Origin of the sequence: Nautilia sp. PV-1, from assembly GCF_004006315.1 — a bacterium.
In the GTDB taxonomy this organism is placed as follows: Bacteria; Campylobacterota; Campylobacteria; order Campylobacterales; family Nautiliaceae; genus Nautilia; species Nautilia profundicola_A.
On sequence record NZ_CP026530.1, the window covers coordinates 800852 to 816151 of the forward strand.

14 protein-coding genes are annotated in these 15300 nt (G+C 33.9%); 10 read left to right on the forward strand and 4 right to left on the reverse strand.

Annotation, left to right across the window (positions count from 1 at the left end; all coding sequences use genetic code 11):
* Entirely contained in the window at window positions 1–393 is a 393-nt protein-coding gene (locus tag C3L23_RS04350) for a GatB/YqeY domain-containing protein (protein ID WP_127680207.1), read from the forward strand.
* Here the strand turns inward: C3L23_RS04350 and C3L23_RS04355 are convergent.
* The 4 genes from C3L23_RS04355 to C3L23_RS04370 all read right to left on the reverse strand — a co-directional run bounded on the left by C3L23_RS04355 (window position 385) and on the right by C3L23_RS04370 (window position 6407).
* Window positions 385–3402, reverse strand: a complete 3018-nt coding sequence (locus C3L23_RS04355) for an NAD-glutamate dehydrogenase domain-containing protein (protein ID WP_127680209.1) — start codon at window positions 3400–3402, stop codon at window positions 385–387. The genes C3L23_RS04350 and C3L23_RS04355 overlap by 9 nt on opposite strands.
* A gap of 143 nt (window positions 3403–3545) precedes the next feature.
* A complete protein-coding gene (gene amrB / locus C3L23_RS04360) occupies window positions 3546–4340 on the reverse strand; it encodes an AmmeMemoRadiSam system protein B (protein WP_127680211.1) in 795 nt (264 codons plus the stop codon).
* A complete protein-coding gene (gene amrS, locus C3L23_RS04365) occupies window positions 4337–5338 on the reverse strand; it encodes an AmmeMemoRadiSam system radical SAM enzyme (RefSeq protein WP_127680213.1) in 1002 nt (333 codons plus the stop codon). The genes amrB and amrS overlap by 4 nt, the downstream gene beginning before the upstream one ends.
* A gap of 82 nt (window positions 5339–5420) precedes the next feature.
* A complete protein-coding gene (locus C3L23_RS04370; protein WP_127680215.1) occupies window positions 5421–6407 on the reverse strand; it encodes a dihydroorotase in 987 nt (328 codons plus the stop codon).
* Between the two features lie 42 nt (window positions 6408–6449).
* On the opposite strand from C3L23_RS04370, the gene C3L23_RS04375 reads away from it, so the two are divergent.
* From C3L23_RS04375 to C3L23_RS04415, 9 genes are all read left to right on the forward strand, one after another.
* Window positions 6450–6632, forward strand: coding sequence for a hypothetical protein (locus C3L23_RS04375; RefSeq protein ID WP_127680217.1), 183 nt, complete (start codon window positions 6450–6452; stop codon window positions 6630–6632).
* Window positions 6629–7108: a DUF2628 domain-containing protein gene (locus C3L23_RS04380; RefSeq protein ID WP_127680219.1), complete on the forward strand. Its 480-nt coding sequence runs from the start codon at window positions 6629–6631 to the stop codon at window positions 7106–7108. Before C3L23_RS04375 ends, C3L23_RS04380 begins: the two co-directional genes overlap by 4 nt.
* 33 nt (window positions 7109–7141) lie before the next feature.
* The gene (gene purD / locus C3L23_RS04385; protein WP_127680221.1) at window positions 7142–8398 is read left to right on the forward strand and encodes a phosphoribosylamine--glycine ligase; all 1257 of its coding nucleotides are present in this window, start codon (window positions 7142–7144) and stop codon (window positions 8396–8398) included.
* A gap of 63 nt (window positions 8399–8461) precedes the next feature.
* Window positions 8462–8908, forward strand: coding sequence for an RDD family protein (locus C3L23_RS04390; protein ID WP_127680223.1), 447 nt, complete (start codon window positions 8462–8464; stop codon window positions 8906–8908).
* 40 nt (window positions 8909–8948) lie between these two features.
* The gene (locus C3L23_RS04395; protein ID WP_168175707.1) at window positions 8949–10886 is read left to right on the forward strand and encodes an LPS-assembly protein LptD; all 1938 of its coding nucleotides are present in this window, start codon (window positions 8949–8951) and stop codon (window positions 10884–10886) included.
* The gene (locus C3L23_RS04400) at window positions 10883–12286 is read left to right on the forward strand and encodes an MlaD family protein (RefSeq protein ID WP_127680227.1); all 1404 of its coding nucleotides are present in this window, start codon (window positions 10883–10885) and stop codon (window positions 12284–12286) included. Before C3L23_RS04395 ends, C3L23_RS04400 begins: the two co-directional genes overlap by 4 nt.
* 32 nt (window positions 12287–12318) lie before the next feature.
* Window positions 12319–12537: a DnaJ domain-containing protein gene (locus tag C3L23_RS04405; RefSeq protein ID WP_246831106.1), complete on the forward strand. Its 219-nt coding sequence runs from the start codon at window positions 12319–12321 to the stop codon at window positions 12535–12537.
* Window position 12538: 1 nt separating this feature from the next.
* Window positions 12539–13132: a phosphoribosyltransferase gene (locus C3L23_RS04410; RefSeq protein ID WP_127680231.1), complete on the forward strand. Its 594-nt coding sequence runs from the start codon at window positions 12539–12541 to the stop codon at window positions 13130–13132.
* Window positions 13132–15300, forward strand: coding sequence for a polyribonucleotide nucleotidyltransferase (locus tag C3L23_RS04415; protein WP_127680233.1), 2169 nt, complete (start codon window positions 13132–13134; stop codon window positions 15298–15300). Before C3L23_RS04410 ends, C3L23_RS04415 begins: the two co-directional genes overlap by 1 nt.

The following is a 15300-nucleotide window of genomic DNA, read 5'->3' on the forward strand; positions in this document are numbered from 1 at the left end:
ATGACAATAATTGAACTTAAAAAAATGATGATGAAAGCAAAAAGAGAAGACAAAACAAAAGCAAATGCTTTAATGATGCTTGTTGACAGCGCACAGAAGATAGCTAAAGAAAAAGGCGAAGAAGTTAGCGAAAAACATATTCAGGAAGCTGCAAAAAAATTGGCGAAAATGGCTAAAGAATCTATAGAAGCCGGAATGGAAGAAGCAAAAAAAGAACTTGAAATTTACGAAAGTTTCCTTCCTAAAATGCTTGGTGAAGAAGAAACAACTAAAATTATTAAAGAGATAGTAGAAGAAATCGGTGGTAAAAATATGGGTGAAATTATGAAAAGGCTAAAAGCCAGAGGCGATATCGATATGGCAATGGCAAGCAGGATAATTAAATCACTTTAACAATTGCAGTATTAAAGAATTTGCTATATGGGATAGAAGTACTAGAGATTTTTTCTCTTTTTTAATCCCGTTTATTTCTTCTATGATATCTTCATATTCGTCTTTTTTTCTGGAAATGTATGTTTGAAATGATTTTTTCAAAGAAGAAGAGTCGAATTTATTTGAGTTTATAACTTCTTTTGCGAATGTAATAACGAAATATTCGATTAATCTTTCTATCTCTTCTTTAAGGTTTTTGTCTATTCTGTTTTTAGGTTTTGTTGTTTTAATCTCTTTTAAAATTTTATTTATTTTGAATTTTGTGATTATTAATTTAAATAATTCCAGTATGGTTTTGAGTTCGAGGTTGTATTCGTGTTTTATCATAAACATGGCTGGCAAGAATTTATAAAAATCTTTCCATTTTTCATATAATTCAAGTTCGTTTCCGTTTCCTATTATTGATTTAACTTCGTCTTTGTAAGTAATGAACAATAATGGTTTTACAGAACTGTTTTCGAGTGTTTTGACCATCCATTTAACCGCAAATTTTATTGTTTTTTCTATATCTATCAGAGTTTCATACTGTTTTTCTATATTTTTGATTTTCAATGCTTCTGTTCTGATTTTGTCTGCATCAATAAGTTCGTTCATTATCAGATAGCTTTCTATTTTATATTTAAAAGATTTTTCATGAAAATTGCTGATAAAATCAATACCGTGCGCGTTAATAATATTGTTGGCAATCTGTGTGGCGATAATTTCTTTTTTTAAAGGATGATGCATTATATCGTTTTCAAATTTTTCTAAAAATTCTTCAGGAAAATATTGTTTTAAAAATTTGTCGTAATAATTTGACTCGAGAAGGTTGGAATTTATGATATATTTTTTTACAAATATTTTACTGTAAAGCATAATAATTGCTAATACTGGCCTTATTGCTTTGCCGTTATAATAAACGGTTTCTATTTCGCTGTTTTTAGGAATGGAATAATTTTTTCTTTTAAAATAGTCTGTGTTTTTTTCCAAAACTTCTAAAACTTTTATAAGTTTTTCTTTATAAACCCTTCTTTCTTCAAGAGAAAGTACAAGAGCGTGATGAAAGTTATTGAGCAGCACTTTTTCTATTACGTTATTTTCGATATCTTTTAATACTTTTATTTTATCTTTTTCGCTTATTTTGCCTTTGTCTACAAGCATATTAAGTATCATTTTTAAGTTAACTTCATAATCGCTAGTATTGACTCCTGCAGAGTTGTCTATAGCGTCAAGGTTTATTTTTCCTCCGTTAAGGGCATATTCGTATCTTGCAGGCATGGTAAGTGCAAGATTTGCTCCTTCGCATACCGCATAGGCTTTGATTTCGTTGGCGTTGATTCTTATGTTTGCGTTTTGTTTGTCGCTGATATGTATATTCTGTTCATCCGAAGATTTGACGTATGTACCGATTCCTCCGAAATAGAGTAGGTCCACTTTTAGTTTAAGCAGGGATTTGGCCAGCTCTTCCGCACTCATTTCGTCTTTTTTAGTATTGAGAAGGTTTTTTATTTCAGGAGAAAGTTTAATAGATTTCTGGTCTCTTTTAAATACTCCTCCGCCTTTGCTTATTTTGCTTTTGTCGTAATCGCTCCAGCTTAAAGAATTTTCAAAAAGTCTTTTTCGTTCTTTATATGCGGTTTTCGGATCGGGATTAGGATCTATAAATATTTCTTTATGGCTGATTGCCCCTATAAGCAGAAAATTTTTGTTAAGAAGCATACCGTTGCCGAATACATCTCCTCTCATGGAACCCACACCGACTACGCTTAATCTGTCTTTATATATATCTTGATTTTTTTCTATAAAAAATCTGCCGGTTGTATGTATTGCGCCTTTTGCCGTTATTCCTAGTTTTTTATGGGAATATCCGGTGCTTCCGCCGCTTGCAAAAGCGTCTTTTAAAAAATAGCCTCTTTTTATTGCTATTTCATTTGCGGTATCGCTCATGGAAGCTGTGCCTTTGTCTGCCGCTACGACAAAGTAAAAGTCATTATCGTCGTATTTAACCAGATCGACATCTCCCACATCAATAAGATCGAGCAGGGCATCGATAAAAAGAGAATAATATTTTTTAAATTCGTTTTTGCTTACACCGTCTTTATATATAACAAAGCCGCCTTTTGCACCTTCGGGAATTATAAGGGCGTTTTTGGCTTCCTGGGTTATCATAAGGTCTTTTATCTCTTCTCTGAAATCGTGAGGCCTGTCTGACCATCTCAAGCCGCCCCGGCTTATTTTGCTCATTCTTAAATGTATTCCGTTGAAATCGTTATGATAAACGTAGCTTTCTATATTAGGCTGCATTCCGAATAAAATATTTTTGAAATTTTGAGTGTTGACTTTAAACGATATCGTTTCTTTGTTTAAAAAATAATTCGTTCTTAATGTGTTTTTTACGATGGTAAATAAAACTCTGAATATTTTGTCTTCGTTTAAATTTTTTATTTTTTTAATCTCTTTGGATATGGTTTTTTCTAAAGAAAGGTCTTTTGTTGAAAATCTGTCTTTGAAATAATTTATAATATATTTCGTTAATTTTGAATTATTTAATAATGCAGAAATAATTAGATTTTCATTAAATTCGTAAAAAAGCTGGTTTTGATATTTGATAAGAGCTCTTAAAAGAGATATTTCTCTAAGGGTAAAACCCTCCCACGCCATATAATACAGTTTGCAAAGGGTGTATATTTCGTTTAAAAGCGCTTTTTGTAATATTTCAAGAAAAATATGCTTATATTTAAAAAAAGTATCCGTATGCTGTATGTTTGTTTTTATTTTATATACATATATGCCGTCGTTTATAAATGATACGGAATCCAATATGTCAATATTGAAGTTTTGGAATATATTGCTGATTTTTGTTATCGGGAGTTTTTCTTTGGAATATATGTGAAAAGTTTGAGTCTCTTTTTCAAAGGAGATGTGTATTTTTTCAAATTCCGGTATTTTATAATCTTCATTTGAGATTAACTGTTTGCATAAATCTTTCATAATAACTCATTTTTAAAAAAGAAAAAGAAGTTATTTAGTATATAAAACTCTTCTTCTTTTTCTTTTCATTTTAAATTTTCCTCTTGCCATATAACCTCCTTTTGTGTGGAAGTTAACATTTATAATTATAACAAAAAATTATATTAAATAAAAATTGCGCTCATATATCCAACTACCTGTTTTTCATCTCCGCTGACATCTGCACTGGTTCTGTAATCCACCACGAAAGAGGCCAAATTTATTTCAACACTTGCTAAAATCATGGCTTCAATTCCGATTTTACCGCATGCTTCACAGTTTTTCAATTTATTGACATCCTGTTCCGCCACGGCTTCTAAGCAGTTGTAATCAAGGGCGTTAGCCGTTTTTATATCATAATAATGGCTTAAGTCGGAACTGATAACGACTAAAACGTTGTTTGCAATTAAAAACTTTATTATTTCTTTTAATTTTTCCGGAGAATAGTTTGAATAAACCATTTCTATTACAGGCACGCTGTTTCCGAAATAATGATAAATAAACGGCATCTGCACTTCTGTAGAATGTTCTGTATGAACGTGTTCTAAATTCTGTACTCCGAAATTCTCTATAAGCTCTTTTGAAAGCTGAACATTTACAGGCAGAATGCCGCAGGGCGTTTCATACGAATCTTCAAGCGTTACGCTTATACCGTCAAATGCAAATTTATGTGATGGGCCTATAACCGCTATTGACGAAGGTTTTGTGTTTTGCGCTATTCTGTATGCAAAATTGGCGGTAAATCCGCTGTAAACCCATCCGGCATGCGGAACTATTAACGCTTTTGGTTTTAAAGAAAAAATTTCTTTTGCTTTTTCTGCATCGACATTTTCATCTAAAATCATATTAAATCTTCTGATATAATCGGTAACGGCTTCGCATGTACCGCCGTACCATTCTTTTACTACCGCTTTTCTCATTTCCATACTCCTTTAATTTTTTCTCCGCATTTAGGACAGGAGGCTTTACCGTATTCATTAATATTCAAAATGTTTTTTTCGACCCTGTAAATGCTTCTTACTATCAGTTCTTCTCCGCATTTCGGACAGTATGTAATAACAGGAAGAGCTACATTTCCTAAATATACGTATTTAAGCCCGGCTTTTTTGCCTATTTCATACGCTTTAGCCATTGTTGTCATAGGTGTAGGCTCTTTATCTGTAACCTTATAGTCGGGATGAAATCTGCTTATATGCCACGGGATATCCGTACTTACGCCTGCAATAAATTCGGCTATCTGAGTCAGTTCTTCATCACTGTCATTGTCTCCCGGTACTATCAAAGTAGTTATTTCCTGCCATATTCCGGCGTCATACAGTCTTTTTATAGTATCCAGTACGTCTTCTAAATTCCCCTTTAAGACTTTTTTATAATATTCGGGTTTGAAACTTTTTAGATCCACATTGCATGCGTCAACCCAGTTTTTCATATCTTCAATTTCATACACGCTTTCAAAACCGTTTGTTACGAAAACGTTTTTAAGACCTTTTTCCTTTGCTAATATTCCTACGTCTCTTGCATAAGGATAAAATACGCTCGGTTCGTTATATGTGTATGCGATTGACTTTGTATTGTATTGAAGCGCAAGGCCTACCATCTGTTCAGGCGATACGTAAACGGATGTGTTTACGTTGTCGGTATGTGCAATCTGCCAGTTCTGACAAAAAGGGCATTTAAAATTACATCCCACAGTTCCAAATGATAAAATATCGCTTCCCGGTAAAAAATGAAAAAGAGGTTTTTTTTCAACAGGATCAATATTTATACTTGAAGGATGCCCGTATACGAGGTTTTTAAGTGACCCGTTTTCATTCATATTAATACCACATATACCTACCTGTCCTTCTTTTAAAATACAGTGGTACCTGCATAAAAGACATTTTATTTTACCATTTTCAAGAGGTTCGTAATATTGCATGGGCACTCCTTTGTTTTATATATTATACCATAAAGGAGTAAAAAAGTAAATGAAATTTGGAAGGAAAGTTTAGTTTTGTTGACTAAACCATCTGCCAGCTTATTTTTTTATAAGGACAGTTTTTCCCTTTGCTGGCAAAAGCTGAAGTGTCTACCTCGAATTCACCTTTTTGAAGCTTTACGGTCTGTTTGATTTCTATATTAAAAAGTTTGGCGGGATTGTGTGAAACAAGTCTGGTAACCGTATCGGCAGGAAGAGGCAGGGAGTATGCAAGCTGGCTGAAAATATCGAGTTTGCTTATACCGAATTCCGCTTCTTCCAACGGCACGTCTTTGTAATTCGCCGCAATGTGATTTGAAGATATAAAATCAACAATTTCTTTTTCACAGGCTTCAAGCAGGGCGTCTTTATCTTTACTGCTTCTTAAAGGAGGAAATGTTTTGTAAAGAGAATTGAAATCTTTCAGGTTTTCATCACAGAAATAAAGATTGTCGATGCATACGTCAACGTAGATGTTTTCTGGCTTGTTTTTTAAAATTTCTATAGATTCTTGTGTTGTAATGCCCTGAAATATGACTTTTGCTTTAAAATGGCGTGAGAGTTCGTAGATTTTTGCCACTTCCGCACTTTCCGAATATGAAGGTATTCCGCTTACACCGAGCGAATACGCTATTTCGCTGTCATGCATTACCCCGCTGCTCAGGGCTTTATTGTTACAGTTTACGAATATAGGAATATTCAGAAATTCCGCATATTCGAAAACTCTTTTGAGCAGGTTCATGTCTTCATCGGAATTAATATAAATGGCGCTTGCGCCTTTATCTTTTAAAATAGATATGTCTGTCAGTCTGTTTTCATGAATTCCTTCGATTGCAACAAGAAGCTGAAAATCCGATTCGTTTGCTCTTTTCAAATTATAAGCTAAATGAAGTTTATCAAAAATCGGTTTAATGGTAGGTATCATTAATATGCTGCATACTCCTCCGTTTTCGGAAGAATGGGCAAGTCTTTGTACGCTTTCCGAGTTTTTAACATTTAAATCGATACTTTTTGGCACTTCTATAGTCATTTCGAGCCTTTTTTATTATAATTTTACTAAAAAAAGGCAGTTATGTTGATATTTTATATTATAAATCTGATTGTTTTATCCAGTGTTGTAGGATATTTTGCTTTTAGGCTGGGCCATAATTTTTGGATTTTTTTTATACTTTCACTTTTGCTTTCTCCTATAGTGGGAGGTCTTTTTTTGGCTGTTTACGATTATTATAAAACATTTATGAAAGGCAGATTATGAAACAGAGGTACATGGAGATTTTAAAAAAGGTTTATCCTAATTTAACTCCTAGGGATGAGGCTATATTTGAAGAGATTATGAATGACGAAGGACTTGGAAAGTGCAAACCTAAATTTAATCTTTGGGGATTTTTATTCGGCTGGTTTTATCTTCTTTACAGACACGCTTATGTGGAAGCTGTTGCGGTTTTGATTGTTTCGTTAATGATAGGGTATTTTTATCTTCCGGGTATGGTTGTAATAAACTCTCTTATAGGAGGTTTTTGTTATTACTTTTTATATCTGAATAAATTTTCTATGGACGTTGACAGGTGCGGAGGCGTTTCTTTTCCGGATATGGAGTGCCTGAAAAACAAAGCTAAAACAAATAAATGGGCGGTGGTGTTTGCTGTTGTGCTTATATTGATTTTAATTTGGCCGGTTGTTTACGCCATTGTAACGGGCCATCAGTTAAGAACGCCTCAAAATCCGTATTAATCTTTGATATAATTTCGTAAAAAAGGCTTATAAATGAAAAAAGTTTTGATAATAGGAAGCGGAGGTAGAGAATACAGTATCGGTTATTTTATGAAAGACGAAGCTGAACTGTTTTATGCTCCGGGAAACGGTGCGACTGACGAATTTGCAACTAATATCGATATTAAAGATTTTGAAGAGCTTGCAAACTGGGCTAAAGAAAACAAAATAGATCTGACTATCGTAGGACCTGAAGATCCTCTGGTAAACGGAATAGTTGACGTATTTAAAAAGCAAGGTCTTACTATTTTCGGACCGAGTGCAGATGCGGCCAGACTGGAGGGAAGCAAAGTTTATATGAAAAACTTTCTGAAAAAATACAATATACCTACTGCAAAATACATCGAAACATCTGATAAAAACGAAGCGTATGAGTTTATCGACAGATGTGAAAAGCTGCCTATCGTTGTAAAAGCTGACGGACTTTGTGCGGGTAAAGGGGTAATTATTGCCGAAAGTAAAGACGAGGCTAAAAAAACAGTTGAAGAGATGCTAAGCGGTAAAGCCTTCGGTGAAGCGGGCAAAAAAGTAATCGTTGAAGAATTTCTTGACGGATATGAGTTAAGTATGTTTGCTATCTGCGACGGAAAAGATTTTGTGCTTCTTCCTGCGGCTCAGGATCACAAAAGACTGCTTGACGGAGACAAAGGACCTAATACGGGAGGGATGGGCGCATATGCTCCGACTCCGCTTGTTGATGACGTGCTTTATGAAAAAGTTAAAGAAAGGGTTATAAGACCGACTCTTAAAGGTATGCAAGAAGAGGGCGCTCCGTTTGAAGGTGTGCTTTTTATAGGTCTTATGATAGTCGATAACGAACCTTATGTATTGGAATATAACGTAAGATTCGGGGATCCTGAGTGTGAGGAACTGATGGCTTTAATTGACAGCAGCGTTTATGATATGTTTTATAACGGGGCTACGAAACAGCTTGATAAAATAAATGTAAAAATAAAAGATATGGTGGCGGTAGGCGTTGTATGTGCATCTAAAAACTACCCTTATTCAAGCAGCGAGCCGGCTGAAATAACCGTTGATGATTTAAGCGGCTGCAACGGCTATATATCTTATGCTGGAGTCAAAAAAATAGACGGTAAACTTATGGCTACCGGCGGAAGAGTGCTTGTTTGCGTCGGATTTGGAAAAGATGTGAAAGAAGCAAGGGACGAAGCATATAAAATCGTAGATAAAGTACATTTTGACGGTAAAAAATACAGAACCGACATTGCGTATCAGGCGATAGGCAAATAGATAAGTGGATAAGTCGTAAAGTGGATAAGTTGTGAAGGATAAAGAATTTAAACAAGGAAACGGATGGAAGAAATAATTAACAGACTTGAAAGAGAAGGCCTTAAAAAAGCTTCTCTTACTAAAAGAGCGATTGCAATGACTATTGACGATCTGCTGATATCTCTTATAATCGTTTTTGCTTTCTCTTCACAGTTTGCACATGCAAAATCTTATGAACAGGTACTTATGCTTACGAACGAGCTGTTCGGGTATATTTTTGTTGCTTATACGTTATATCACTGGATATTTATTGCACTTTACGGTAAAACTATAGGTAAAATGATTGTTAAAATCAGGGTGGTGGATGTGCAGACCCTTGACAATCCTTCCTGGATGAGGTCTTTTGTCAGAAGCGTAGTAAGAAATTTTGATGAAATGTTTTTTTATTTAGGTATGGCTTATGCGATAGTTGATCCTTTAAACAGGGCCATTCACGACATAGTAGGACGATGCGTTGCTGTTGAGGATTAGTTTTTTATTTATTTCTGTTTTTTCTTTTTTATTTGCGGATGTGAAAATATTTGCTACGAAAGCAGTAGATTCAAACAACACCATTAAACTTAAAAATCCTATTATTATTTACAATAACTCTATAATTCAGGCCCAAAACGGTCTTATTACCGATAAACGGAAGATTATACTTACCGGTAAGGTGTATGTTTCGTATCAAAACAGATCTTCTATTTTAGCTAATTCTTTAATTGCTTACAGTTCCAGAAATATTACAATGAATGATATTTTTTTTTACGACAAATCTATGGACGGATGGATTGTAGCTAAACATTCCGTTTCAAAAAATGAAAATATTTTTTTTAAAAAAATATATTTTTCAACCTGCTGTGTAGAAAAACCCGACTGGTTTATGAAAGCTACAAGAGCTAAATATAACAGAAAAAACAAATCCTTAAAACTTTATAATCTCGTACTTGTTATAAATAAAGTTCCGGTACTGTATCTGCCTTATTTTTATGTTAATTTTGATAAAACCAGAAGAAGCGGTCTTTTAAGACCTTATATCGGATATTCTCAGAATGAGGGTATTTTGTATTCACAGCCTATATATTTCGTTACTTCTGTAAACACGGATTTAGAAGTGACGCCTACAATAAGAACTCTCAGAGGCAAGGGAGTTTATGCGATTTTCAGATTTGTCGACTCATCACATTCAAAAGGAAGTATAAAAGCAGGAATTTTCAGAGACGATACAGATTATTACATAGCAAACAATCTGGCTTATCAAAAACATTACGGTTATAACATTAAATATGAAAGAAACGGTGTTTTTGGAAACAGGGACGCTTTATATATGGATTTAAAATATGCTAATGACGTAGACTATTTTTATCTTGACGCATACAATTATAAATTTAACGATACTTATCTTTCCGATAAACTTATAACATCGGAACTGAATTATATTGTAACAAACGAAGATTATCTTCTAGGGTCTTATTTTAAGTACTTTATAGATACCACAAAGCTAAGCAATGACACTACATGGCAGATACTTCCGCAGCTTAATTTTCATAAATTTTTAAGTAAAGATTTAGGCTTATTGAATCTTTTAGATGTAAATGTCTATAACTATTACAGAAAAGTCGGTTCTAATTTTGTTTTGGCGGACTTGCTTTTCCCTGTATCATATAATATTTCGTTATTTGACGATTATCTTAAGTTTAAAATTACGGAAACTCTAAGTTCGGGTTACGGTTTTTATTATCAGACAAGCTCGTTGAAATCAAAATATACGAATCTTTCAACCCAGTTTAAACTGTATACTTCATTAACGAAAGTAAGCGGAGACTACATACATATCTTATCTCCGTCACTGCTTGTTAATATAAAAAATTATTCTAAATCTACTATATATACCGACTTGATGAATGTTCCGGATTTGCAAAATTATGTCTCTTTTAATCTGTTTCAGATTATAGAAAACAATTTTTTCAGTCTGACTCATACGCTTAACGATACATATTATCTTGATTTGAAAAAATATTCCGATCTTGAAAATATATTTAATCTTAAAATCGGAAATTATACATTTGATGAAAATAACCGCTACTCAATTGAAAACAGGGATGTAACTTATAATAATTTTAAAATTAGTTATAATAATAATCCGTTTTATGGGTTTATTTCACATGTATATCAGAAAAACATATCTAAATCCATAACTTTGGGGGCGAGTTACAATACCAGCAAATATAAAAAAGTTTACACAGAGTACAGTTACGATTTAAACAATAAATACAGAAAATACTGGCTTTTAGGTGTAAAACTGAATAAAAAGTGCTGGGATTACGATTTGAGTTTTAAACAGTCACGTATTCCGATTCTTGAAGAAAACGGAATTTCGTACAGACAGGATAACATTATTACCATAAACGTTGAATTGAAACCTATAGGCGGTCTCAATCAAACTTTTGTATTTAAAGGAAACAAATGAGGAATGAAGTAAAGGTGGGGATTTTTATATTTTTAGGTTTGTTGTCTTTAATATTTTTAACCCTTCAGGTTAACAGTCTGCAGGATTTTAATAAAAAAGGGTATCCTTTATATGCATTGATAGGTGATGCAAGCGGATTGGCAAAAAAAGCCAAAGTTAAAATGAGAGGTGTTGAAATAGGAACTGTTGAAGATTTACAGCTTGATAATAATATAGTAAAACTGAAACTTTTAATAAATAAAAATGTAAAAATACCTAAAGGATCCGTAGTTACACTTGCTCAGGATAATTTTTTAGGCGGAAAATATGTGAAAATCATTCCATCTCAGAGTTATACTTATTATAAGCCCGGAGCTGTAATAACAAAATATGTCAATACGGTTTCCATGGATGATGTAATGGCAAACATAAACGGAGCGGTAAATGATGTTAAGGTGTTAATACGAAAACTTAACAGGACTTTGGATGAAAAAACAATAAAAAATTTAAAAGAAACAATATCAAATATCAAAGATTCGTCTGTTACGCTTAAGTCGATACTAAATACGACAGATAAAAAACTGCCTGTGCTTTTAGACAATGCAAACGATTTGGTACTGGAATATAAAAAAGCTGGAGTTACTTTAAATAAAAAACTTCCCGACATAATGAATAAAACCGATAAGCTTGTTACTAAGTTTAATAAAACAGGCGATATTATTAATGCCAAACTCGGTAAACTGATGGATGAATATATAAAATTAGGCAAAAATGCCAACGGTATTTTAAACGACAACAAAAAAGGTATAAAAGAAGCCGTTGCCAGCGCAAAAGATTTCTTTGTTAGCGGAGGAGAGAGCTTCAAAAAAATTGACAATTATTTAAGTTCGCTTTCAAAAAGCCAGATTATGGTTGATATCCAGAGTAACTATATGGCAAGAGACGATTATTTTAAAACGTCTGCTTATATAACATATCTTCCTGTTCCGACAAAATATTACATCTTAGGCGTAACAAGTTCAAAAGACTTTTCTGATCTTTCAAAAATCAATTTAAACCATCAGGAAGATAAAGTATATATAAGCGCCGAATACGGAAAAAGATTTGATGATCTGCTTCTTAGAGGAGGTATTATAGAAAATACCGGAGGTATCGGTCTGGATTATTTCTTGGATCATGATAAAATCAAATTAAGCAGTAATATTTATGATTTCAATGCCGTTAACGATGTAAGAGGAACAAATCCTCATCTTACATTTAAAGGTACATATTTATATTTGAAACATATTCAGTTTATCGGCGGTGTTGATAATATACTTAATACAAATGCCAGAACGTTTTTCTTGGGAGTCGGAGTTAAATTTAAAGACAACGACTTAAAAACAATATTAAGCGGAGGTGCTTCATCATTTCTAAAGTAGACGAGATTAAGTGGGCCTGTAAAGTATTAAATGTGGCGCCTTTAAGCAGTCTGGAAGACGTAAACAGAAAATATAAAAAACTGGTAAAACAGTCCCATCCGGATATTAGCGGAAAAAATGATAAAATTGCGGATATAAACAGGGCATATGAAATACTTAAAGACTACATAAGAAACTATAAATTTTCGTTTACGGAAGATGAGATATTAAAACAGTATCCCGGAGAGTTTTTAAAAAAGTTTAAGGTTTGATATGAAGAAGTTCAAGAACAGACAGGAAGCTTTGGATAAACTGCTTTCAATATTAGATATTAATGCGGTAGATGATATGCTGATTATCAGTATCAGTGAAAGAGGAAACTTTTATGCAAGAGAAATAGCAATGAGAGGGGGGCTTCTTGAAGGTGATTTTTTGTTTATAGAAGAAATAAAATCACCTGAAAACAAAGAGACGTCTCTTGCAGCAATAAGTGAGACTAAAGATTATGTTTTAATAGATGAGCTTATAAAATCGTTTGAAATTACGGACGATTACATTTTTAGTGAAGCCGAAAGGGTGTATGAAGAAAAAATTTTGCAAAATATATATAAATTTCGCGGCGGAGAGAGTATAATTTCATTACACAATAGGAATGTTCTATTAGTAGACGAAGGAGCTAACACAGGTCTTACGCTTTTATGTGCGATTAAAAGTTGTATAGCGAAAAAAGCGGCAAGTATAAACGTGGCTTTGCCTTTAATAGCTAAAGATACTGCTAGAGTTATAGAAAAACTTGTTGATAATACATATTTTGTTTATGAAATAGAAGATTACATTGATACAGATTTTTATTTTAAGGAGATATAATGAGTTGTGAAGTAGAATTAAATATTAATAACAGAAAACAGAAGTTTGTTTTAAATAAAGTTGCAAAACAGGCAAACGCCTCTGTCTGGTTTGAAGACGGAAATACAGTAATGCTTGCTACGCTTACGTATAATCCTGATGAAATGGTGGAAGAAGATTTTGTTCCGCTTGTGGTTCAGTATGTTGAAAAAGCGTATGCTGTGGGAAAAATACCTGCGGGATTTGTAAAAAGAGAACAAAAACCGGGAGATTTTGAAACTTTAACGGCGAGAATCGTAGACAGAAGTTTAAGACCGCTTTTCCCTAAAGAGTACGGATATAATACCGTCCTTACGGTAATGGCTTTAAGTGCGGATGAAGACAGTGATTTACAAACAGCAGCGATGAATGCTGCGGCTGCATGTATGTATTTAAGCGATCTGCCTTTTGCAAAAATGGTATACGGTGTTAGAGCCACTAGAATAAAAGGCGAAGTTATTATAAACCCAACATTAAGCCAGCTTGAAGAAGGAGATTTCAATCTGTTTGTTACCGGAACAAAAGACGAGCTTTTAATGATAGAGTTTGCCGCTCAGGGACAGGAAGAAGTTGAAATAATTCCTGTTGACGATATCATGCTTGACGGTGTTCCTGTAGAAAACACAATTGTAAAATACAGAATAAACGAAATTAAAGAAGACGAACTTGTAGAAATACTTGCAAAAGTTCAGGAAGCCATTAAAGAAGGCGCGGAAGCATATGAAGAAGCGTTAAAACCGTTTAAAAAAGAAGCTGTTAAATTTGAAGAAAGAAAAGAAGAAGATATTAGCGAGTACATCGAACTCATAAGAAGCAAATATTCTAATGAATTGAGAGAAATCATTAAACATTTAAGTAAAAGCGAAAGAGATTATCTTCTAAAACAGTTTGCAAGAAAAATAGCTTCGGCTTTAAATAAAGAAGAAGAATTTGAAAATATATTAAAAGCTGTAAAACAGGTTAAAAGAGAAATTGTCAGAAGTATGATTTTAAATGAAGGTATCAGGGCTGACGGAAGAAAACTTGACGAAATAAGACCTATATCTATTGAAACGAATGTGCTTCCTAGAGCACACGGAAGCTGTCTGTTTACAAGAGGACAGACTCAGGCGCTTGCCGTAGCTACTAGGGGCGGTGATATGGATGCTCAGGTTTACGGCAATCTGACAGATAAAGAGGAAAAACTTGAGAAATTCATGCTTCATTATAATTTTCCTGCGTTTAGCGTAGGAGAAGCTGAAAGATTAGGACCGCCAAGCAGAAGGGAACTTGGCCACGGAAATCTCGCAAAAAGAGCGATTGAACCGTTAATTGATCCTGAATATGAAGAAACTGTAAGGGTTGTAAGCGAAATACTTGAAAGTAACGGTTCTTCTTCGATGGCTACTGTATGCGCCAGTTCTCTTGCGATGAAGGCAGCTAAAGTTCCTCTTCTTAAAATGGCCGCCGGTATTGCGATGGGTCTTATCACTGAAGACAACAAATATGCAATATTGACCGATATTATGGGGCTTGAGGATCATGACGGAGATATGGACTTTAAAGTTGCGGGAACTTTCGACGGTATTACCGCAATGCAGATGGATATAAAACTCGGAGGTATTTCTCTTGATGTGCTTAAACAGGCTCTGTTCCAGGCAAGAGACGCTAGAGCGTTTATATTAGAGCTTATGGAAAATGCTGCAAAAGAAATAAAATATAACGAAGACGTACTGCCTAAAGCTTTAAGCTTTAAGGTGGATCCTGACAAAATTATCGATATAATCGGTACTGCAGGAAAAACCGTAAAAGAAATTATTGCTAAATTCGGTGTGACAATAGACCTTGACAGAGATACAGGCAAAGTTAAAATATACGGTGATGATCATGACTCTTTAAACGGAGCTAAAGACTATATTTTAAATGTTATATGCAAAGACGACAGACCGAAAACTCCTGAGTTTGAGATAGGTAAGATTATTGAAGGAGAAATTAAAAGAGTAGTTGATTTCGGAATGTTTATAGAAATAGCTCCCGGTGTGGAAGGACTTCTACATAAATCAAAATTAAACGGTAAAAATCCTAGCGACTTTAAAGAAGGGGATAAAATAAAAGTAAAAGTGCTTTCTCAAAGCGGATTTAAAATTGAGTTGGCGTTAGTGGAAGAGTAA

Bases quoted from the DNA above. Each gene is read 5' to 3' on its own strand.
- C3L23_RS04350 (WP_127680207.1), top strand. From the start codon at position 1: ATGACAATAATTGAACTTAAAAAAATGATGATGAAAGCAAAAAGAGAA.
- C3L23_RS04355 (WP_127680209.1), bottom strand. From the start codon at position 3,402: ATGAAAGATTTATGCAAACAGTTAATCTCAAATGAAGATTATAAAATA.
- amrB (WP_127680211.1), bottom strand. From the start codon at position 4,340: ATGAGAAAAGCGGTAGTAAAAGAATGGTACGGCGGTACATGCGAAGCC.
- amrS (WP_127680213.1), bottom strand. From the start codon at position 5,338: ATGCAATATTACGAACCTCTTGAAAATGGTAAAATAAAATGTCTTTTA.
- C3L23_RS04370 (WP_127680215.1), bottom strand. From the start codon at position 6,407: ATGACTATAGAAGTGCCAAAAAGTATCGATTTAAATGTTAAAAACTCG.
- C3L23_RS04375 (WP_127680217.1), top strand. From the start codon at position 6,450: ATGTTGATATTTTATATTATAAATCTGATTGTTTTATCCAGTGTTGTA.
- C3L23_RS04380 (WP_127680219.1), top strand. From the start codon at position 6,629: ATGAAACAGAGGTACATGGAGATTTTAAAAAAGGTTTATCCTAATTTA.
- purD (WP_127680221.1), top strand. From the start codon at position 7,142: ATGAAAAAAGTTTTGATAATAGGAAGCGGAGGTAGAGAATACAGTATC.
- C3L23_RS04390 (WP_127680223.1), top strand. From the start codon at position 8,462: ATGGAAGAAATAATTAACAGACTTGAAAGAGAAGGCCTTAAAAAAGCT.
- C3L23_RS04400 (WP_127680227.1), top strand. From the start codon at position 10,883: ATGAGGAATGAAGTAAAGGTGGGGATTTTTATATTTTTAGGTTTGTTG.
- C3L23_RS04410 (WP_127680231.1), top strand. From the start codon at position 12,539: ATGAAGAAGTTCAAGAACAGACAGGAAGCTTTGGATAAACTGCTTTCA.
- C3L23_RS04415 (WP_127680233.1), top strand. From the start codon at position 13,132: ATGAGTTGTGAAGTAGAATTAAATATTAATAACAGAAAACAGAAGTTT.